General features: G+C 61.2%; 24 protein-coding genes. 1 reads left to right on the forward strand and 23 read right to left on the reverse strand.

Annotation, left to right across the window (positions count from 1 at the left end; genetic code table 11):
- Window positions 1–454: 454 nt before the first annotated feature.
- The 15 genes from IVB29_RS23290 to IVB29_RS23360 form a co-directional block, all read right to left on the reverse strand.
- A complete protein-coding gene (locus IVB29_RS23290) occupies window positions 455–769 on the reverse strand; it encodes a hypothetical protein (RefSeq protein WP_247505737.1) in 315 nt (104 codons plus the stop codon).
- The gene (locus tag IVB29_RS23295) at window positions 766–2,238 is read right to left on the reverse strand and encodes a hypothetical protein (protein WP_247505738.1); all 1,473 of its coding nucleotides are present in this window, start codon (window positions 2,236–2,238) and stop codon (window positions 766–768) included. Before IVB29_RS23295 ends, IVB29_RS23290 begins: the two co-directional genes overlap by 4 nt.
- On the reverse strand, window positions 2,238–2,846 hold the full coding sequence (locus IVB29_RS23300; protein ID WP_247505739.1) for a hypothetical protein: 609 nt from the start codon (window positions 2,844–2,846) through the stop codon (window positions 2,238–2,240). Before IVB29_RS23300 ends, IVB29_RS23295 begins: the two co-directional genes overlap by 1 nt.
- Before the next feature lie 3 nt (window positions 2,847–2,849).
- Window positions 2,850–3,254, reverse strand: coding sequence for a hypothetical protein (locus tag IVB29_RS23305; RefSeq protein ID WP_247505740.1), 405 nt, complete (start codon window positions 3,252–3,254; stop codon window positions 2,850–2,852).
- 35 nt (window positions 3,255–3,289) lie between these two features.
- Entirely contained in the window at window positions 3,290–4,576 is a 1,287-nt protein-coding gene (locus IVB29_RS23310) for a hypothetical protein (RefSeq protein WP_247505741.1), read from the reverse strand.
- A gap of 1 nt (window position 4,577) precedes the next feature.
- Complete coding sequence (locus tag IVB29_RS23315; RefSeq protein ID WP_247505742.1) at window positions 4,578–5,009, reverse strand: hypothetical protein; 432 nt, start codon at window positions 5,007–5,009, stop codon at window positions 4,578–4,580.
- Window positions 5,010–5,018: 9 nt separating this feature from the next.
- Window positions 5,019–5,672, reverse strand: a complete 654-nt coding sequence (locus IVB29_RS23320) for a hypothetical protein (protein ID WP_247505743.1) — start codon at window positions 5,670–5,672, stop codon at window positions 5,019–5,021.
- Window positions 5,669–6,001, reverse strand: coding sequence for a hypothetical protein (locus IVB29_RS23325; protein WP_247505744.1), 333 nt, complete (start codon window positions 5,999–6,001; stop codon window positions 5,669–5,671). Before IVB29_RS23325 ends, IVB29_RS23320 begins: the two co-directional genes overlap by 4 nt.
- Complete coding sequence (locus tag IVB29_RS23330; RefSeq protein ID WP_247505745.1) at window positions 6,001–6,312, reverse strand: hypothetical protein; 312 nt, start codon at window positions 6,310–6,312, stop codon at window positions 6,001–6,003. The genes IVB29_RS23325 and IVB29_RS23330 overlap by 1 nt, the downstream gene beginning before the upstream one ends.
- Before the next feature lies 1 nt (window position 6,313).
- Window positions 6,314–6,676: a hypothetical protein gene (locus IVB29_RS23335; protein ID WP_247505746.1), complete on the reverse strand. Its 363-nt coding sequence runs from the start codon at window positions 6,674–6,676 to the stop codon at window positions 6,314–6,316.
- 79 nt (window positions 6,677–6,755) lie between these two features.
- On the reverse strand, window positions 6,756–7,718 hold the full coding sequence (locus IVB29_RS23340) for a DUF5309 domain-containing protein (protein ID WP_247505747.1): 963 nt from the start codon (window positions 7,716–7,718) through the stop codon (window positions 6,756–6,758).
- 439 nt (window positions 7,719–8,157) lie between these two features.
- Window positions 8,158–9,033 carry a M23 family metallopeptidase gene (locus IVB29_RS23345; RefSeq protein WP_247505748.1) on the reverse strand — a complete coding sequence of 292 codons (876 nt, stop codon included), beginning with the start codon at window positions 9,031–9,033 and terminating at the stop codon, window positions 8,158–8,160.
- Entirely contained in the window at window positions 9,030–10,133 is a 1,104-nt protein-coding gene (locus IVB29_RS23350; RefSeq protein ID WP_247505749.1) for a WD40 repeat domain-containing protein, read from the reverse strand. Before IVB29_RS23350 ends, IVB29_RS23345 begins: the two co-directional genes overlap by 4 nt.
- Before the next feature lie 104 nt (window positions 10,134–10,237).
- The gene (locus IVB29_RS23355) at window positions 10,238–10,537 is read right to left on the reverse strand and encodes a hypothetical protein (RefSeq protein WP_247505750.1); all 300 of its coding nucleotides are present in this window, start codon (window positions 10,535–10,537) and stop codon (window positions 10,238–10,240) included.
- A gap of 319 nt (window positions 10,538–10,856) precedes the next feature.
- Window positions 10,857–11,039, reverse strand: a complete 183-nt coding sequence (locus tag IVB29_RS23360) for a hypothetical protein (protein WP_247505751.1) — start codon at window positions 11,037–11,039, stop codon at window positions 10,857–10,859.
- Window positions 11,040–11,166: 127 nt separating this feature from the next.
- Between IVB29_RS23360 and IVB29_RS23365 the strand changes: the two genes are divergently transcribed.
- A complete protein-coding gene (locus tag IVB29_RS23365) occupies window positions 11,167–11,346 on the forward strand; it encodes a hypothetical protein (RefSeq protein WP_247505752.1) in 180 nt (59 codons plus the stop codon).
- A gap of 132 nt (window positions 11,347–11,478) precedes the next feature.
- Here the strand turns inward: IVB29_RS23365 and IVB29_RS23370 are convergent, their stop codons facing one another.
- From IVB29_RS23370 to IVB29_RS23405, 8 genes are all read right to left on the reverse strand, one after another.
- Entirely contained in the window at window positions 11,479–11,937 is a 459-nt protein-coding gene (locus tag IVB29_RS23370) for an SMI1/KNR4 family protein (protein ID WP_247505753.1), read from the reverse strand.
- Window positions 11,938–11,951: 14 nt separating this feature from the next.
- Window positions 11,952–13,076 carry an HNH endonuclease gene (locus IVB29_RS23375; protein WP_247505754.1) on the reverse strand — a complete coding sequence of 375 codons (1,125 nt, stop codon included), beginning with the start codon at window positions 13,074–13,076 and terminating at the stop codon, window positions 11,952–11,954.
- A complete protein-coding gene (locus IVB29_RS23380; RefSeq protein WP_247505755.1) occupies window positions 13,069–14,730 on the reverse strand; it encodes a hypothetical protein in 1,662 nt (553 codons plus the stop codon). Before IVB29_RS23380 ends, IVB29_RS23375 begins: the two co-directional genes overlap by 8 nt.
- A gap of 449 nt (window positions 14,731–15,179) precedes the next feature.
- Window positions 15,180–16,214, reverse strand: a complete 1,035-nt coding sequence (locus tag IVB29_RS23385) for a hypothetical protein (RefSeq protein ID WP_247505756.1) — start codon at window positions 16,212–16,214, stop codon at window positions 15,180–15,182.
- A gap of 204 nt (window positions 16,215–16,418) precedes the next feature.
- A complete protein-coding gene (locus tag IVB29_RS23390) occupies window positions 16,419–17,234 on the reverse strand; it encodes an Ivy family c-type lysozyme inhibitor (protein WP_247505757.1) in 816 nt (271 codons plus the stop codon).
- Window positions 17,235–17,786: 552 nt separating this feature from the next.
- Entirely contained in the window at window positions 17,787–18,362 is a 576-nt protein-coding gene (locus IVB29_RS23395) for a hypothetical protein (RefSeq protein WP_247505758.1), read from the reverse strand.
- A 250-nt stretch (window positions 18,363–18,612) separates the two neighbouring features.
- On the reverse strand, window positions 18,613–18,867 hold the full coding sequence (locus IVB29_RS23400) for a hypothetical protein (RefSeq protein ID WP_247505759.1): 255 nt from the start codon (window positions 18,865–18,867) through the stop codon (window positions 18,613–18,615).
- A gap of 93 nt (window positions 18,868–18,960) precedes the next feature.
- Window positions 18,961–20,247 carry a phage terminase large subunit gene (locus IVB29_RS23405; RefSeq protein WP_247505760.1) on the reverse strand — a complete coding sequence of 429 codons (1,287 nt, stop codon included), beginning with the start codon at window positions 20,245–20,247 and terminating at the stop codon, window positions 18,961–18,963.
- Between the last annotated feature and the right edge of the window lie 269 nt (window positions 20,248–20,516).

Consider the following 20,516-nt stretch of genomic DNA (forward strand, 5'->3'; position numbering starts at 1 on the left):
CCGAAAGGAATCCGCGACAGTGGTCCGCGAGGACCAACCGCCGCGCCTCCCGGAGGCGAGAGCGCCTGCACCCACCATGGAATGCCTGGCGACGGTGAGACCAATCCGCCGAGCACTCCGCCTGAGGGCGTATAATCGCCGGCCGCCGCGTAGGCCTCAGATGGTAGAGTATAGGCGGACTGCGATGTTTGGGCGCGCGGCTCTGATCGCGTCGGTTCGGACGGGCTGCTCTGCCCTCCATAGACTTGGAGGAACTGCTCGTACAGATTCCGGATATCGGGGGTGGCCATGGAAATCTCTCACGAAACTATTGTTGGAAATGCAGGGACAAAGTGTGCAGCACTATTCGATCCGCCCGCGTAGTAACGTCGCGTGCTCGGAGCGGCTCGATTTCTGAAGTGAAATGCTAGGTTGGCTTAGATCGGGGTCGGTCGCACGCTCGGTCGCCGCCGCCTCACCCCACCACCGCATACAAAAACACCCGCCCCGCCGTCGCGGAGTTCGCGTGCGCGATCGTGAACGCGCCGTTCGCGACGGCGCTCACATACATCGTCCCGTTGCCGACCTCCGCCGCCGCATTCGCTGACGCCGGCACCAGGATCGGCACGGATCCCGCCGCGCAATTCGCCGTCGTCACTGTCGTGCTCGATGCGCCCGTTGCCAACGTCACGCTGCCGACGGCGTTCGATCGTCCGGCGGCGAGCTGCTGAATCGCGAGCACGATCTTCTTCAGATCGGTCTCGGTGATACCGGGAACGTAAGCTGTCATAGCGTGCCGTTCGGTGAAAGGTCGGGAACGACGCCGGCGCAGAACGACCATGACGTTGCCGCGGGAATGCGAACCTTGAAACGGGAATAACGGGTGTCGCGTCGGAGGTCGCAACGGCCGGTCCGCGCGTTGACCAGCACCTCCGCCCCGGGCATCGCTGCCGCAGACGGCGTATCGCGCCAGGACACCGAACCGAACAGCGTTGCCGCATCAGTCACCGGGCGGAAGCCGCGGATGGTGATGCGGTTTTCATCCGTGCCCTGTTCCGGGCTTTCCAGCGTTGCCTCGAGATTAGGGCCGCGAAAGAAACCGAGTGCATGAGCGTTCGAGAATTGCGCGATCTCGGGCTGAACCGCGGTCGCGTAGGCATCGAGGCTCAACGTCAGCGCATCCAGCGAAGACGAGATGCTGTCGAGGTTCTCCAGCGTCAGTCCGGTCTGCGATATGCCGAGCAGAAATTCGCCTGTCACCGCGACGGGAAAGAAGCGGTCGAGCACGAAATCGTACCCCAGCAGCTTGTCGTAGGTGCCGACCGTGCCGGACACAGACTTGTAGGCCCAATAGACGCGTGTCGAGCGCGGATCCGCCGCGCCCATGAACAGCTGGAGATTGCCTTTGTCGAGATCGGCGAGGAAGCTGCGATCAACCTTCTCGCGCCCGATCTGCTGCGGCACGCCGCCAGGCTCGATCTTGTGAAAGCCCTGGCCGGCATAGAAGAAGATGCGTTCGCCGGCACGGATGATCGAGTATGGGGCGTAGAGGCCCTTGTCCTGGGTGATGCGATCGATCTGGAAGATGATCGGCGAGCCCGGCACATAGGACATCCGCCGGATCGCCTGGTCCTGGAAGACGATGCCGGACTCGCCGCCGGCGACGCCGCGAACGATGCCGCCATCCGGAAAGTCCTGGAAGTCGGACGACTTGATCCCGCTCGTCCAGCTATCCGCGGCGTTGAAATTGTTCAACCCGGACCACTGGATCCGGTATGGCGTCGACAGCAGTCCTGACAGCACCAGGAAGCGCCCGACCACACTGATATAGGCGCCTTGCGGTGGTGCTCCCAACGCGTCGGCGAAGACCGTCGACGACGAAAGATCGAAGATTTGCAACACGGCATTCGCCTGCGTCGCGAAGACAAAGTTTCCGGTCTGGGCGAACTGCCATTGTGCGGTCGCGGTAAGCGCCGAATACGACGAAGCACCTTTGGAGACATCGACCCAGGTGAAATCGATGTTGTTCAGCCGATAGAGCTTGGTGCTCGCGCCGGCAAAGGTCACGACGGTGCCGTCGGATTTCAGCGCATAGAACGCGCCGCGGCACGGCGCCGGTAGTGCCGATGTGTAGGCCGAGAAGGAGGGAAACGGCCCGTAACCATCGCCGCGCGGGATGACGTTGAGGATGTTGCGCGTAGCCTGGCCTTCATAGTCGCTGACGTCGGGGCGGTATTCGCCATAAGCAAGAAGCGGCATTATTCGGTCGTCCATGGTTCAGGTTCAATCGAAGCAGGCGTCCACGCATTCTCCGGCTGCACGTCAGCCGTCCAGACGTTTGCAGGAGGAGCGGCGCCGCTCCAGCTTGGCGGCGGCAACGTCGCCTCTGTTTGCCATGACATCGTGTCGAACGGTCGTCGGACCCAGGCCTCATGGTCGCGGTCGTAGGTCGAACCGCCTCCGGCCCAGGCAAATGCGCCGCGTCCCGAAGCAAGCGACACGAAAAACGGGAGAGACGTCCCTGACAGAAGAACTGCACCTGGCGAGGCGACTGCGCGAATGGTCGCCTTCGCGACTGCGCCGGTCAGCACGAAGGAGCCACCAAAGCCCGGCTGCAAGCAACTGAATGCTGCTGCGCTGCCTGCGAAGCCAAACGGCCCTACATTCGCGGGTTCTGCGACCCTGAACCCCGCCGGGATTCCTCCTGCCAGGAAGCCTGCGGCCACCGCCAGCTCGGATGTCCCGAATGCGACCGCCTGTCCCGTAACAGCGGCCGAACCGCGGACAGTCAGAAGCGCAAAGTTGCCATCGCCTGGGAGTTGGGCCAGCGCCCATCGGCCAAGCGCGTCGAAGCCGAGAAGGGACATGGGTCAAAGCACCGCCGCGGCTCGGAACAGTGCATCGATCTGATCAACCGTTCGGCCACAAGCGGCGCCGATCGCAATCGTCAATGGATGGCTCCGCTGGAACCTCGTCGCGCCGGAGATCATCATGGTTGCCTCGAATTGCTGTCCGGGTGGCAGGCCGTCGATGACCTGCTGGAGCGCGGCCGGGATGTCGCCTGTCTTCACCGCGTTCAGGGCTTCCTGTTGCGAGATGAGGCCCTGCACGGCGAGTTGCTGAAAGAACTGCCGATCCGAGATCGCGCCCGGGACCGGGTTGGGCGGCACAACGGGGTCAAGCATATGGCCTTCAGCAAGCCAGGCCTGGAACGCCTGACGGTCTACATTTGCAACATCGTCGGGAATCCACGCTCCATCCGCTCTGCGGATCACAGCGGCAGTCTCAGTGGCTCGATACTCCGCCATCGCTATAGCCTCGCGTTTGCGATCACATTGACCGGATTGTACCAAGTTGCAGCCGCGATACCGGACGCGTAGCTGGTGACAAAATCGATGCCGGCCACTTGGATGGTGCCGGTCGAAACCGAGCAGGTCGGCGTTGCGCGCATCCACACCGGCAGCGGCGTGGTCACCGAAACTTGCTGAGTTGAGCCGCTTCCGTTGTAGACTTGTGCCCCTGCGGCAATCTTGGCGTAATACCTCTGACAAGTCGCAAGCTCGGTCGTGTAGTCCGGCAACTGGAACGGAGGAGCTGAGTTTCCTTCGTACATGCCGGCGTCGAACAGCTCGAACACATTTCCAGCAGTCGCGAAGACATTGGCAGTCTGGCCGCCATTCATCAGGTAGACGTAGAGATACATGCCAAGGTTGGTATCCTTCGCCCAGACGCCCGACGTGACACCGGCCAGGGTGACGGCCTTCACGACGTCGGTATTGATCTCACCAACCGCAATCGTGAAGACACCAGCCGCCGTTGTATCCGTGGCGGCGTTCTGCAACTGAATGGCATAGGAACCCGCAACCGGCGCCCTGACACCGACTTGAATCGTTGTCGTCCTGGCCGCCGACGTACCCCACATGAGATCGGCAACTCGACCGCCTTCGAGCTTCTGTTGAAGGAAGCAAACCTGCCCGCCGGGAGCGGCCTGCGGGGTGCCAACGGTGACGCGGATGCGCCAGGGCGAGCCACCGGGAGTATTCGAGTTTGCCTGAGCGCAGCCAAAAGTGCCCGTGGTCATGGTGTGCTGGATGTACCACTGGTCAACTGGATAATAGAGGTTGGTGCTGCCGGACGATACGCCGTTCTCTTGACTGATCTGCATTCCACCATTGACGAGGTAGTTCTTTTTGGTGACGCCGAGATTGGCGCGAGCTTGCGCCATTTGCGTCGCCGTGAACCCGTTCGGCTCCTCGATCGAAATCAAGTCTTCTTTCACACCGACGATCGCAACGTTCGGCGCCACCGTAAAATTGATCTTTGTACCGGCGCCGCTCTGGCCCGAAGCGGCACCAGTGCCCGACGAATTGTAGAGCACGGTGGCACGCGCAAACGTTCCGCTCGCCGCCGTGTAATTACCCTCCGCGATCTCCCACTGGATCAGGTCGCTGCTGATCGCGAGAAATTTGTACTTGCGACCGTCGACCGCTCCGGCGAGCGTCGGCGACTGGCAGCCGCCAACCGTCGACGAATAGACCCAGTCCGCCGTGCCGCCGGCCACTGGAATGAACCGGCAATTGTTGAGAAAAGCTGCCATGTCAGGTGATCGTCAGGATGCCGTTGGTCTGGTCGAGATCGATGGTGAAGGTATTGCCGTTCGTCAGTGTGATGGCCGTGCCATAGTCCCACCAGCCGATCAGCGGTTTGGTCGACGATGTCGAATTGTAGAGCACCGCGTATTGAAACGGCCCGATCGAGCCGCTCGATGCGGTCCATGCGGGATCGGTGCCGCCGACGAACTTGAACGTACCGGTCGTTTGCGCGCCACTGATGGTGCCGACGCTATTGCCGCCCGCGGTATAACCGTTGCCGGCTGCGAGATCCGCGGGCGTGTTGTAAACAGTGTTGGCGACAGCGGGCGCCGTATTGGTGAGATAGACCTTGTAGACTTGCGCCGTGCCGGTCTTCATGTCGTGCAGCGCATTCGCGACGTCCTGCACAAAACAATAGAACTTGTTGAAGCTTGCCATTGTCGCCTCCTAGATGACCTGTCCTGAAACGCGGACCGTCATCGGCCCCGCATTGAAGGTCGATGTCAGCCCGAGATTATTCAGATCTGCGAGCGCCGACGTGAACCCGAGACCCCAGGTCTGGATGCGCGCGTCTTCCTTGATGTACGGCGCGGACTCCAGCAGTGCGCCATAGAGATAGAGGTCCGGTGCCATCGTCAGCAGCCAGTTATTCCCGCTCGACGCCAGCGCCGGAACGTTCTGCCGATAGACCATTTCGATCGTGTAGGCCGCGTCGGGGGTCGGCGCGAGCTCGAGCTCGTTGCCGAAAACGGTGAAGTAGCGCGGCCGCGCGGCAATGTCGGACGTCGCAAAGCGATATTCATCCATCTGCGTTCCCGACTTGAACTCGAGGCACGGCTTCCCTGTCACACTTGACAGCCGAACCCTGCGCATGGACTGGAAATCCGACGGCAACGAAATGAACTCCGGCTCGTTGGAGCCGAGGTCTACTAACGCCGTCGCACGTTGCTCCATCTGCCGCACGAAGAGCTGGCGGTTGAATTTGGCTTCCGCGAGCTGGACGAAGGTCGGGATCCGCGCGATCAGCGTCGTGTCCTGATCACGCGCGAGATATTCGGTCACTGCTGTTTGCAGCGATGTGTAGTCGGTGATCTGGGTCATTCGAGCTCCGCTGACCAGCCGGCCTGCAATTTCGGCCTGTCGGTTCGCAAATAGGCCCATGCGGGATCGTCGAGCTTCCGCTGCACGATCGCGTCGAATTCGGGCGTGAACAGCCGCAGCGAGGTATTGCCCCTCGCATGCTCCTCGTTGAGCCATTGGACGTAGATGACGTTGGGGATGCGGGCGACATGCCGTCCCCAGTCACCGTGCTGTTCGTCCAGGCGCGCCTGCCTGTTCCACTCCAGGATCGGCGCCACGTCCTGGACATGCTCGATTGCTAGCTCGCAGCCGTTGCTGTCGAGATGAGGCCTGATCAGGACGCCGTCCATCACGATATCTCCGTCACCCACAGCGTTCCGGCGGTCGCCGTCACCAGGCCGTTGGTCGCGGCCTTCAACGCGGCAATGCGCTGGCCGGGACTGACCGTGATGTACTCGACGACATTGGCCGGCAGATAGGGATCGGAAATGGTCGCGGTCTGCGCACCGTCTCCAATCCGGTAAGAGCAGCCGGAATTGGCGACCAGACGGATCTGATAGGTTTCGGAGCCGAAGGCATTGGTCGCACCGACGCTGCTGTCATAGGCAATCGTCTGGGTGGGGCCGACGCGCGAGGAGTTTTGCTTGGAGAAGAACGGCATATCAGGCGGTCCTCACAGAGATCGAGAAATGCATGGGGATCGCTGCGCCCGAGGCTCCCGACGGCGTCAGCACGATCACGTCGTCCTCGTTGAGATAGGTCGGCGACGGCGGCACGGCCGAGAACAACTGGCCCGCGGCGGATCCCGTCTGCGTCACGGTGAAAGTCGCCAGCGTGGTCGCATTGGCCGAAACGGTGATGGTGCCGTCGGCAGTCGTGATCGCGCCTCCCAAAACGCCGGCGACTTTCAGCACGCGGCAACGAAAGGGAACACGGACATAGGCAGCGACAGGGCTCGCGCCGCAGGATGGCGTGTAGGCTGTGAGATCGGCGGTATTGAGGGTGCGATTGCCGGGAAGCGGCATCTTGGCTCTCCAAAAAGAAGGGGCAGCCTGAAGGCTGCCCCAAGAGGTGGACAAGGTTGGAACGGATGATCCTGATCGCTCAGGAGGTGGTGTTGTCGAACACGCCGCCGGACGCCTTCTCGTTGCGGGAGACCAGCGCGTATTCGGCGAGGATCTGGCGACGGTCGGAATCGCCGGTCTTGGCCAGCGGGATAGAGATCATGTTGCGACCGTTGAGATAGGCCACCGCCCATTTGTCCAGTTCGAGCACGAGGACGTCGCGCGGACGCTGGAAACGGTTGGCAACCACCTTGAGCTTGCCGAAATCGGATTCATAGGCGTCGACCGACGCCACGATCTTCTTCGACTTGGATTCCTCGATCGCGGTGGAGCGGCCGGTGAAGGTCGAGAACACCTGCTTGTTGAAGGCGCCGGTCATGATGGTGCCGGGCTTGCCGCCATTGCCCCAGATCGCTGACAACACGGTCTTCAGACGCACTTCGGTGAAGGCGAGCTGGGTACCGTCCGTTCGCGTGCCGGTGCCGTCGGCGGCCGCCGGGTCCGCTGCGCCGCCTGCCGTGCCTTTCGAGGTGTTCGAGAAAATCCAGGAGAGGACGGACGCGCTTTTGCGCGGAGTCGTCGTATTGCCGGCGAGCTTGGCCTGGTTGGTCCCGCACAGGATGGTTTCAAGGTCTCGCTTGAGTTCGAGACCCTTCAACATCTCCTGATAGGCGAGCTCGTTGTCGCGGCCGGCATGATCGACCGCCTGCTGCGTGCCCGAGACGCGGGCGACCTTGTAGGAGATCTGGCAGAGATTGCCGAGCCGGACAGTCGGCGTGGTCGTGTTGGTGTTGGGATCGTCGCCCTCGAGCTGGGCGTTGGTGTTGTCGGCCGCGGCAAGAGCCTGCGTCTGCCATTCGTGGTTGACGGCAGCCGCCTTCTCCTTGTCGACGCCGCTCATGAACGGCGTGTCGACGGGATCGATGCGATAGATCATATCGCTGAGGTCTTCGCGGTTACCCACCGCGGAGTAGGTGACGAACGTGGAGGTCGGTAGGGTCATCGATGTTTTCCTCGAGAGAGCCGACGCGCGGCTACGCAGGCATTCGCCTGCGTGGCCGGGTGCGGCACAAATACTTCCTGATGAGTGACGTCACGATCTTGAGGACCCGATGGCACGGAAGAAATATCCGGTTCGGCTTGCAAGATCTCAATGGCCGGGAGCCTGCGCTATGAACACTGGGGCGGCGGCGACGCAGCAGCGTCGAACATGGTAACCGACGTGCCCCGTTAAGGCCGCACGCGGTACGAACTCAGAAAATGCACGGGAGCAGGCGCGCTCGCCTCGGGTGAAAACTCGAAGGCGACAAGACGCTACCTGCCACCCTTGCCAAGGTCACCGCCGCGAACGCGTAGGTCAGCCACGGCGGTCGCCGGAACATCTCCCCGCCTGACATTGCTGGAGCCGGGCGAGCTGGATCAGAATTCCTGGAACTGGTCCGCTATCGCGTGGCATCCTGGCGTGACAAGCGACGAACCGCGGACCAGTCGCCAAATCGGTCGTCAAAGTTTGCGGGTTGGCCCTGCGACAGCGGGTCGTTTGCCGGGACAAACGGCACGGCTGGCGTGGTGGCGACGCCGCTCTGTGTCCGCGAGTTATCGGCGCCGTTTACGCTCTGACGGAGATAGTCGGCGATCATTCCGGGCAATCCTCCGGGCGGCGGTGCCATGATCGTTGGATCGGTCGTCGAGCTACCCGACGGGGATCTCCAGGCACCATAGCGATCGGCAACAACGCCATCGGGATTCGGAAGACCCAATCCGCGCAGCGGAGCCGAAGGCACGGCCGAACCGCTGGCACCGGTGGCGGCCGCCTGAACCAGATAGGGGACACTGGAGTCAAATCTTGCAGGATCGATCGTGGTGACCGGCCCACGGTTCGTATCGCCGTTTACGGCTACGCCGAGATTTCCTCCATTCCGATACTCTCGTCCCAAGGCCCGCGTCTCTTTGTCATTTTTGATGACCGAATAATGCAAATGAGGCCCGGTGCTGCGGGCACCCGTGCTCCCGACATTGCCAATGATATCTCCCGGCCAAACGCGCTGACCGGGCTTCGGCATCGGACTGCCTTCTTGCATGTGAGCATAGAGGCTATACCCTGCCTCATTCCTCACGATGACGGTGTTGCCAAAGTTCTCGTTGAAGCCGGAGTAAACAACTTCACCAGGGGCCGCTGCCGGAATCGGAGTGCCGGCGCGGGCTGCGAAATCCTGGCCTGAGTGAAATTTTCCGAGTTCGCCGGTGATCGGATCTTTTCGCCCGCCATAAGCCGAGGTGCGGCGAAACGGCGACCCGGGATCGTAAGGATCACTCATTTAATAGCCTTTTCAAGATTCAGTATCCATCCGGCTTGACATGTGTCACTGCCCGAATCCGGACATTTCACGGGGTCCGTCAACCTCCATGACAGCAATGCCATAGCTGCCGATGGGGACACATACAGCCGAGGGCTGGTTTGACCGCCTGCCAGGGCAAACTCCTGGCGGAACAGCAAACGAAACGAATTGTCGCGAAGCTCCACCGCCTGTCGTGCGTAGAGCACCGATGAATCGTCATCGGGCAGCTTTGGTCGATCGATCGGACCGACGATGCCAATCAATCCCTTGCCACCACCCGCGGCCTGCACAACGCGCTCCCTCAGTCGCGTGCATCGCCAATCCGCGATGCGGCATTTCACGAGAGGGCCGATGCCCTGAATTTCGTCCGACACGAGAAACAGAAACAGTGACTTCTGCTCGGCGTCGAACCACCCTGCGGTAACACCCGAATTCTTTCGAATCTTGCCTCCTCCGATCCTGTTGCCCTGCGCGTCCAGGACATCGATTGTATCGGAGTAAGCCACGAAGAACTTCGAGCTGTCGGGAGACCAAACGATCTTGGTGACGGGCTGCCCAGGCGTCGCTGGGACGCTGATCGTGCGCAAGTGTCCAGCTTCGGCCGTCAACTGCAGCTTCTGGTCCGAAGCCACGATCTTCATATCCGGGGAGAATCCAATACCGATGCCACGTGATCGGCTGTCGAACGTCGCCAGGATCGCGCTCTTGCCGGTCTCGAGCTCGAACTTCCTCACACGGCCGGCATCATCCTCGGGAAAAACGATGTACTGGCCGTCCGCTCCGCATTGGACCCATCTAGACCCCGTAGGAGATGGGGCGGAGATCTTCGTGCCCCCATCGTATGCGTCGATATACTGACCATCCGTCGCGAGCAGATAGCGCTCCCGATCCCCGCACCAGGCGATGAACTCGCCTTTCGGCAGCGGCGTGTGCGGCAGTTTCTCGAACGTCGGAACGACTGGAGGCTTGGCTGCCGGAGCAGGCGAAGCCCCTTCGGCGCGGCCCGCAGCGGTTGCAACAAGCAACCCCAGCGCAGCCAAAAAGAACGAAGAACGCAGATCAATCGGACAGAACCGCATGCAATCACTCAATCCTTGGGCGAGACTGTAGGCATCAACAACTCCTCACCAGTCACGGAACAAACATGGAACATTGTCCACCACTCCCGCTTTGGTTGCAACACCTAAATGATCCCAAACCGCTTCCGCCGCTCCGCCGTTTCCGCAAGGTCCTTCAGTTCCGCCCGCGCCAGCTTTCCGTTGGCGATCACGCCCGTGATGTGATCACGAACCTTACCGACGATGTTGATGGCCAGAAACAGCTTTTCGCGGCCCGCGGCATCCTCGACCGTGGTCGCGCGCCAGGCCGCGATGTAGCTCTTCTCGAGCGTGTCGAACGTCTCGTTCAAGAGCTCGTCATCGAGCAACGCTTCGGCACGCACCGCCCTCGCCGCGGCACGCTCCAGTGTGCTCTCGTCAGACATTGGTTTCCTCCTCGTTGTTCGGCTGTCGCGTCTTCATATCGTGGCGCGCGGCGGATGCGGCGAGATTGAGCGCCGCCTCGGCTGCGCGTGCTGGGGCTTCTGCTGCTGATTGAGCGTCTTCGGATGCGCGTCGTCAACGACCCAGGGTTATGGTTGATTACGACATACTTTACGGTCGTATCTGTCATTCGACGTTTCTCAAGATATTCGCCAGCAAGGCTGCGCGGTTGAACCGCCGATAGGTTGGATGTTGCCTATCTTGGACTGCTATTTCGTCCGTCTCATTAGTTCCTCCATCTTAGCCTGATTGGCCAGAGACTCAGCCGGCGTCGGGTCGGCGTAGCCGCCAAAGGCAGGCCTGCGTCGGCGCCTGCCGCGCCAGTTGTGCCGTCGCCTGCGGGATCGTGCCGCCATCGCCGAACGGATCATGGTCGACTGGAACGAGAGAGACATTCTCGAAGTCCGGCTGATGCTCGGCCGGCACCAGAGAGACATCATCCATGATGAACGACCAGCAGATATTTGCCGGGACGGTTGGAGTCCGGCAGATAGTGGTGGCCGTCTCTCGCCTTGCGCGCGCCCGGCGGATATGAACGCTGCACTTTCCCTGCTTCGAACGCCGTCTTCAGATGCGTCTCCAGCACCGTCATCTTGGCATCGAGGGCGGCTTTGATCTTGGCGATCTCGATCTCCCCTTGCGTCTTGACCTGGAGATGGATTGCGTCGTTCTGCGCCTTTTGTTGCTGGAGTTGCGCCTGATGCGCTGTGAGTGCGGCATCGACCTGCGCCCGCGCCTGGACGGCGAGTAGCTTCGGATCGGGCGGCGGCTGGGGCGGCAGAGGGTTGCTTTAGTAAGCGCCCGGTCCGCGTGCCTTCAACTTAGATGCATCCAGCCATACAATCACGATCTTGCCGGAAAGTCAGTGAACCGCCAGGCTCTACTAGTACTCCAACCCTTCAGGTAGCTCGGTCAGAGAATCGATAAATTTTTTCAGTGTTGGGGCGAGAAACACAACGTATCGATCAGGGTCCTCGTAATCTTCATGTGACTCGAACATGATATTCCCGTAAGATTCTGGCCTCACACTATAAAGAAACATGTCGCCTGCAGAATCGTGCGCGAAGGGTATATATCCTCGAGGAAATTCTGGTGTCTGATCCACCATCATGACATAGGTCCGCTCGAAGCTTGATCCCCTCGCGCCAGTATTCATGGAATGGAAACACTTAACATCATACGCGTCTCCGTCCTTGGGAAAAAATTGAGGACGAGGCGTTCCGCCGTTGTGCAGAAGGTAATGTTCCCTGAGATCATGCGGCAAGCGAATACCCAGTTGGTTCTCCACACGCTTGATGTCCAGCTCAGAAAGTGGTGGAGCAGTTCGCTCAAAAACAACCATTGCCCGTTTCCTTATCAACGCTTGTACCGCACTCCGTGGTGCGTTGAGTACTGCGCAACCGAGCCCGCATGAGGTCGCGTAGCATTGTGCGCGTCTTCATCTATCAGCTCAAGAGTGGCCCTTCCAGTCTGCGGATTGAAGTCGTCGGCGTGGTGCCACATGTATCCACCCGGTGTTTCAGTGAATTTCCCCTCCTTGTTCGCAAGAGCGAAGTCTTTTCTATAACTGCCGGTAAGTGGTATATTCACAACGCTTCGCTGGCCCTGTGCGGCAGGATAGAGGTGCTCGGTTCCTGCAAACGTGGGTCCGCCGTTCGCGGTCGTTCCGACACCAGGAAATCCTTTTTTTGCTGCCCATTCCGCCGGAGAGAGCCGAACCCGGCTCGTGAGCGCGCGCACTTCTTGGCCGGCGGCGCGCCCGATGCCTTCCGTAGCAGCGGGCACCAACGTCTCTGCGGCGCGTACTCCTGTTGCCAGCCTGGCTGCACCGAGCGGACCGAGCACGCCGAGTGCACCGCCGGCGAATCGGAGAGGCCCTTCCCAAGGAGTCCCTTCGCCAAGCTGGCCTCCAGCTTCGCTTCCCAGGCCTCCCAGCACAGCCGCTCCGACTTTGAGAGGCACGCTTCCAGGCGCCATATAGGAAGCGGGATTGCCGAGAAATTCCCCGACTGATGCACCGAATTGGCCCGCGCGGCCTTCCGGCCTGTACATTGGTCCGGTGACTTCCTTCTCAAGAATCTGCATTCCCTGTTCTGGAGTCGGCGCGTCGATGTCTTGCCCCATCTCGGCCTGCGTGGCGCGTCCCAACGCGCTCGCCGCGCGATTGAAGCCAGAAACGACCCCGCGAGGGATGGACCTCAAGAAGTCACTGGCCCCTGCCGTGACAGCAGCTCCCGTGGATTCTGTTGTTGCCACGCCAAGTATTGGTGCACTGGATCGGCTTGCTCCCATCGCAGGCTGTTTAGTCTGCGCTTGCTGAGACTGCATCGGCTGAGTCTGCGCCTGTTGCGCCTGCTCTTGCGGGCTTTGCGCCGGCTGCGTTACGCCGTCGGCGCTGAACGGATCGTGGTCGACCGGAACGAGAGAGGCATTCTCGAAGTCCGGCTGATGCTCGACCGGCACCAGAGAATAATCAGTCATGGTGAACGACCAGCAGATATTTTCCTGGACGATTTGAGTCCGGCACGTAGTGGTGGCCGTCTCTTGCTTGCCGCGCGCCAGGCGGATACGAACGCTGCGCCTTCCCTGCTTCGATCGCTGCCTTCAGATGCGTCTCCAGCACCGTCATCTTGGTATCGAGGGCGGCTTTGATCCTGGCGAGCTCGATCTCCCCTTGCGTCTTGACCTGGAGATGGATCGCGTCGTTCTGCGCCTTTTGTTGCAGAAGCTGCGCCTGATGCGCTGCGAGCGCGGTGTCGACCTGCGCCCGCGCCTGAACGGCCAATAGCTTCGGATCGGGCGGCGGCTGCGGTGGCGGTGGCGGCGGATTGAGCAGCTGTCCAGTCTGCGGATTGACGGCCATGGGATCGTTGAAGAACTGGTCGGGGTTTCTGTGCCCCATGATCCGCGTCAACTCGGCCGCCGTGTTGTAGAGTTGACGGTCGCCGACGAGATTGATCTTGCCACCGGCAAGCAGTTCCTTCTGCACGTTGGCGATCGCCATCGTCTGCGCGAATTGCTGTGCCTTGCCGCCGGCACCGAGGCCGACATTGATGGTCATGTCGTCGCGCGTCTTCCAGTTGCGCGGATTGACGTCGACCCAGGCGTTGCGCAGGCGCACCGTCTCCTCGCGCTGACCGTGCTTGCGGATCGTGCCGTGCAGCAGCGCGAAGATGTCGCGCACGCCTTCGGCCATGATGCGCGCGATCAGCTTGATGCGCATCTGCGAAGCCGAGAACACCTGCGCGACCGCGGTTGCTGACTGGTTCTGCAACGCATTGGCGTCGATGCCCTGCGTCTGCTTGCCGAGACCGGTGCGGATCTCGAGCTCGGCGTCGAGATATTGCAGCATCGGGTAGATCGACGTGGTGATATCAGGCACCACCTGCCAGTTCAGCCCGCCCGCGGTCTTGGTACGCACCACGCCGCCTGGCCGCGACACCAGGAGATCGTCCAGGGTGTTGGGCCCGGCATTCTGCTCGGCGACTTCGACGCGCGGATTGTTGTGCAGGTAGAGATTGTCGAGCGCACCGCGCTTGAGCGCAGTCTTCTCGCGCTGCAGCGGCATCACCAGATCGGCGATCGAGCGGCCGAAGAAACGATGGGTCACCGGCACCGGCGTCGTCGCCGCAAACGGCATTTCATCGAACGGCGTGATGCAGTCCTTGCCGTCCTTGCGCAGGATCTCGGCCTGGTCGCCGCCGGTGATGACCTGATAGAGGCAGGGACGGCCCGAGCCCTCGAAATCCATGCGAACATAGTGCTCGGTGATGCGCACCAGCCGCGCCGCGGAATTGGCACTGCCGCCACCGGCGGTCGCGGACAGATGCTCTTCCACCGTGTCGCGCGCCAGCGTCTCGATCTCGGTCGTACCGGTATGCGGCCGCAACGCCCTGACCTGGCCGGCATCGAAGCCTTCCGCGATCAGCTGTGCCTCGGTCTTGGTGACGACCTCATGGAAGCAATAGTTGCAGTCGCGGATGCTGCGCGCACCGCGCTCGATGCCGAATTCCTCCGGAGGCACGCCCATCACCCGCGCCTGCGCAAGCTTGCGCGTGGTGACGATGGTGACGTCGTGCGTGACGAGAGAGCCCATCGGCGCGGGCGGCGCCGGGGCTAGCAAGGGAATAGGCATGTGTGATTGATCTCTGAAATTTTTGCCGCGTGATGGCAGACGGCGGAAAAACGGCGGCGGCCTAATTGCCGTTGCTGCGCATCTAATCCTGAATCAAACCGAGTAGTCCGCCGGCAGACGCAAGATCTGGATGAGACTTGATATCTCGAGGGGTCCGGTACTCAGTCTTCTGGACCGAAGGCCCTTCCGATGGAAGCAACGGTATCGACATCGTGCCGGCGAACGGCGATTCGACCGAGCCTGCCTTTCACTACAGATCTGAGGCTATGAGCTTTGGGAATACGTTCGCCGGGAAAGTGACGATCGTCTATCGGTAAAGGTAATTTGGCGCGTCGGCGACGATCCCGAGCTTGTCGACTGGCCCGTTGAAGTCGTACGCGTGGACGGAAAATGGCAATCGCATCGATGGCCTCCTGGTTCGCCGCGGCCTTGATATCGCGCAAGTTAGGCTAGTAAGCGTTGTAACGCATGTAGTCCTGGATCAGGCCAAGCAGTCCGCCGGCGGATGCCCGATCGCGGTTGGACGGATCGGTCCCTGCGACTGATGCCGTCGGATCCGCCAGACCGATGGCGGCACCTTGCGCAGCCGAAGGCGCGCTCCTCCTGCGCGGGGACGAAGCCCATTCGTTCAATCCGCGACCGGAATCAGGCGCAAGCAATGCCTCGAGCGGAAATCGCGCAGGTGAAAGCGGCAGCGTGCTGCCGCTGCCTGAGCTCGCCGGTCCGAATACGCCACCGAGGCCGCGCCAATTGCCGAAACGATCAGAAAGATCCCAGGGCGCAGCTCCCGGAGCGGGAAGCGAATTGTCGAGCGCCTGTTGGGCCCGTGTCGCTCCATCGACAAAGGGGATCGGCGCGGCGCCTGGTGCTCCAGCAAAGGAACGGGCCGCATCCGGAGGCAACACGTTGGGCGAAGCGGGACGTGGCGGCCAGCTGGTCGCACCGAACGCCGGCTCTACGGCCTGCATCTGCGCTAGGGAGGGAGTGGGTTGGGCACCAGCGCCCCATTGCGCGGGCTGAGGCGGGGCGTTCGCCATCTTCTTGTTCGCCCAGGCGATGACCCAGCTGGCTGTCTTGCCGCGGAGAAAGGGGTTGGCCTGAATGGCGTTGTCGTTGAGGATCGATTCCACCGGCGTATTCGGATCTGCTTTCATCAATTTGACGCCGCCGCCCGGGCCGGCGAAGTGCATGAGATAGGTCGAGGTCGGTGTGACGGGAACGCCCGCCCGACGAAGCCTCGCTTCGTTCTCTGCTGCGTACTTGGCCGTCATCTCTTTCGAAAGGTCGGGGTTTTTCCGAAGCTCGAGAATCTCCGGGTCGGATTTGCCCGCTGCCAGCTCGGGCCGGTTGCGCTTGATCATGTCGAGCCAGGTCCCGTTGATGAACTGCCCGAGCCCGAGCGCACTCGACGTCTTGTTCGGCTTGTTCGCCTTTTTCAGATTGCCGCTGCTCTCGGCAGAAATGATCTTGTCAAGAATATCCATTTGGCCTCCGCAAAAGAGAACGGCGGCCCACGAGGACCGCCGCTCAACCCCAAAATCAACGCGTGCTCAGCGCGCCATCGGCGCAAGCGCACAGGCATGCTTCGCCTGCAGCGCGGCAATCATGTCAACACACGGCAGGCCGCGATGGGACGATCAATGAGAGTTGCCGTTACCCAATGATTGCCGCTCGTCGGCTTCGCCGCATTACTTACCACCAGGAAGTCCCCACTTGCGCTCATCAGGATCGAGTTCCCCTCTCATCACCGCGGCCTGCGCCTCGCTCGGCGCACCGAGGTAGGACATCTCCCCCTCATGGACGAGCACACCCCACGCCTGGGTGCCGTTCGGCGCAAACATGACGGCCAGGTGGGTGTTGGCACAACTGTATTCCTTAGCGCAGACGGTGAATACCTCGTATGTGATCCCGTGGATATCCACCAGCTCGGCGGGGCTACTGTTGTAAGCAACGTCATTCTTGGCGAGAACATCCCGGGCCCAGCTCGGCAGCTTGCCGGCATGCTCGATCAGATTCTTCGACGCTTGCGCGTAGGCCGGCTTCTTGATCACCTCGAACAAATATGGGGTCGTCACCTTCGGCACAGGCCCGGGAACGTAGAGCTCCCGCTTCAGCACTGCTTGCTGCGCCTCGCTCGGAGCTCCGACGTACGACACAACCCCGTTTTCGCTCAACCCGGCCCATGCCTGCGTGCCGTTTGGCGCAAACATCAGGACGATTGAAGTGTCGATACATTTTGCCACGCGCACGCACATGTGGAACAGCTCGTACGTGGTCCCGTCGATGTCCTTGGTGGATCGTAGGCTGCTCACATAGGCGCCGTTCTTCTTGAGGATTTCCCGGGTCCAGCTCGGCGCTTTGTCGAGCAGACCCGTCAGGGCCTGAACATAGGCCGGCTTTTGCAGGACCCCGGACAGATAACCGATCGCCATCGCAGGCGAGCACGCGACCCACATCGTCACCAGGGCCGCCGCCATCACGATCCAACGAAACTGCCGTCGCATGATTACTCCCTCGATTCACTCCGCCTGGAGAATCCCACTACCATAGGTGGCACCCGTCGCGCCATGCCGATCGCCATCACGTTCCTCTTTGTGGCGTACTTCAGATTGCCGGGATTGTTGTTGCGCCAGTTCCTGTGCCCGCCCGTTAGAACGGTCGTCGAACCATCGTCGTTCGTGTAGACGCGCGTAAGCTCGTTCTAAATTGCGGATACCGACCTTGCCATACAAAACCTCCAAGGAATCTATTGCCGCGACGCGGCCTCGCACAGCTTCTCCTTGGTGACGGTCTCAGCCACGGCATCAAGCGATACATTCGGAACAAAGATCTGGATCGCCGGAAGCCAACTCGGTCTGAGCATAATCGGGCTGATAAAAATGCCGGTCGGCATACCCCCTTAATTCATCCGCGGGTAAGCGCCCAATCGGCTTGGGATGTCCCTCGGCGTCCGTTGCAAGACCGTGCAATTCTTCGACGACTTTGCCGTTGGCATCAATCAGCACAAGGAAATTGTGGCCGGCAAGTCCGCCAATGAGAGGATGCTGCGCTTGTGCTCAGGGCACAGTCTGCGACGTGTTTCGCTGATCGGCCGTGTCATGCACCGTGTGCGCCACGAACTTCATCGCGCCATTCGACTCCGCCACGTCCTGGGCGAGCAACGCGAACTGGTCGTCGGTGAGATCGTAATAGGTTTCCCGGCTCTCCTCCTCCCGCTCCTCCCACCAGACCTTGACGATGCCGGCCTTCGACAGCAGCGCGTCCTTGATGAAGGAATAGAGGACCATGAACCCGCCGTTCTGCTGCATGAAGACGTGATTGACATAGTCCGTCTCCTGCTGCGCGGCCGCGACATCTTCCGGACCGACCGGCTCGAAGCGTACGACCTCGTCGGAGCCGGCAAAGATGTCCATCAGTGACGGCATCAGGCCCTCGATGGTATCGGCGACGTCGGTCGACACCGCTCGCGAGCGGCCGTCCTGTGCCGGCATGTCCTTGCGCATGTCGCCGAGATAGTAATCCATCGCGTCGGCCCGCTCCTCGGCGAGCCGCGCCGCCGACATGGCGGCAAGTGCGTTGGCCTTCTCGGCGGCGAGCATCGCCTTCACTTCGGAGATTGGCATTTTCGGCATGAACAACCTTTCCGATCAGCACTTGTTCGCAGCAGCGAACGGGCACATAGCTCCGACGCACTGGAATTATTGAAGGACATTGTATTCATCGAAAGGTGCGCCGGCGTTGCAGCCAGCACCTCCAATCAGGCAACCACGGCCTATCGATCGTTCCCGTGGGCCCGATCGAACCGCCAATTATCAATACGTTTCAGCGTCAGAAAGAATCCGCGCGTCTTGCCGTCAAGTGCGAGATAGGCCGGCTTTTGGCTCACCTGAAGGCGGTATGGATAGCCAGCGCCGTGACCAGCAACCCGAGAATGCAGATCCCAAATCCGATCCAGCCTGCAACCACCTGCCGCAGTTCGACACGTCCATTCGCATCGCGACGATACCACGGCCACTGCAATGGCTGCGGAGTTGCACTGAATGGTTCGACATAGATCCAGCCGAATGAAAGGACTGGCAAGGCAGCTCGCGCGATCGAATATCCAATCAGGTCGACCAGTATTTTGAACGCTGACATTGCAAAGCTCGCGCAGCGGTAGCGATTGCACTTTATAGAACACAACGAGAACATCGTCAACCACAGGTTTTATCGCGCACCGCGCCTTTCGGCTCACACCCACCCCTGCTCGGCATAGCGGATCGGCCGGTTGAACGCCGTCGCCCTGCCCGGCTGTTCGTAGCAGATCGCCATCAGCCCCAGCGCATCCGCGGCATGGCTCGACCAGTCGTGTTCGGGGCCAAGCCCGATGTCACGCGTCTCGTCCTTGCGCTCGTGATAAAAGCCGAGCGCTTCGCGGCCGGGCTCTGTCGTGTCCTCGTTGAACCAGAGCTGCGGCCCGAGCCGCCGCAGCGCCTCGATCCGCATCATGGCCGCACCCGGGCCCTGGTTCTTCACCGGCGGCTCGACCGTGAAGCCGGCCTCGCGCAGATGATCCTCATAGCGCTTGCCGGTGATGTTGTTCGCGGCAATGCCGTCATGCGGCAGATGGAGGATGGCGCTGTCATAGCCGCGCGCACGCAGCCAGTTGACGTGAAACGCCAGCACCTGGCCGACGCTCTCATAGTAATCGAGAACGCGAATTTCGCTCCCGACCCACTGCACGACCCAGATCGTGAAGGCATCCGCAGCGGCGCCTGCGCCGCCGATGTCGATGAACGCGCGCAGCGGTAGCAGCGGATCTGCCGCGACCTTTCCGATCCGCCTCTGTGCACGCGCCTCCGACAGCAGCGAGGCGAAATAGGCGCCCTCGAAAGCGCGCGCATATTCCCCCTCCCAGATGTGATCGTAGCGCTCCGGATAGAGTTTCTGGTCGAGCAACCGTTCCTCTTCGAGCACGTCCGGAAACCAGGGATTGTCGCGCCAGTTCGCCTTCGCGACGACAGCGCCGTCGGGCCTGCGCCCGCGCAAAAAGTCGTCGATCGCATCGCTCTTGCGGCGTGGATTCCAGCTCGCCCAGAGTTCGGAGTCCTTGGCGCGGATCGTCGGCCGTAGCAGCGCGAGGCTGCGTGGGCTCAGCGACTGCGCCTCGTCGATCCAGGCGATGCGAAATCCTTCCAATGATTTGATCGAGTCGGCCGTGTGATCCTGAAGCCCGCGGAAGATGATCAGTCCGTCTCCGGGCGTCTCGATCTTGTCGCTGAACAGCTTGAAGCCGTGGCCAAGACCAAGGCTCGCGATCTTGCCTTCGATCAGCCGCTTCGAGGATTGCGCCAGCGTGCGCTGCGCCTCGCGAATGCAGACGGCGAGCGTACCGCGCTCGGCCTGGCAGGTCTCGACCAGCAGCTCGCCGAAGAAATGCGATTTTCCCGAGCCGCGTCCACCGTAAACACCCTTATAGCGTGCAGGTTTCAACAGCGGCTCGAAGATCTTGGCCGTCGGAATTTTCAGGATGGACAATGGATGCGCTCGCTCACCCTAGGGCAGGCCAATGCGCCTGCGCCATATCGCGGACCAGTCTTCGGTGTCAGGAGTGTGCGGTTGTCCCTGCGGAGCTTGATTGAAACCAGCAAGGACGCCCCCGGAAGACGTAGGCCACGATCCGAATCGGCTTTCGAGTCGCTTTGTGGCGAGAGCGGAAACGAGGCGTCCGAAGGAATAAAGGGCACGCACCCTCCACGTATTTCTTGTCCACTCCCATGATCTGAGCTCCGGTGATTTTTCACGGT

The organism is Bradyrhizobium sp. 1 (assembly GCF_023073315.1).
In the GTDB taxonomy this organism is placed as follows: domain Bacteria; phylum Pseudomonadota; class Alphaproteobacteria; order Rhizobiales; family Xanthobacteraceae; genus Bradyrhizobium.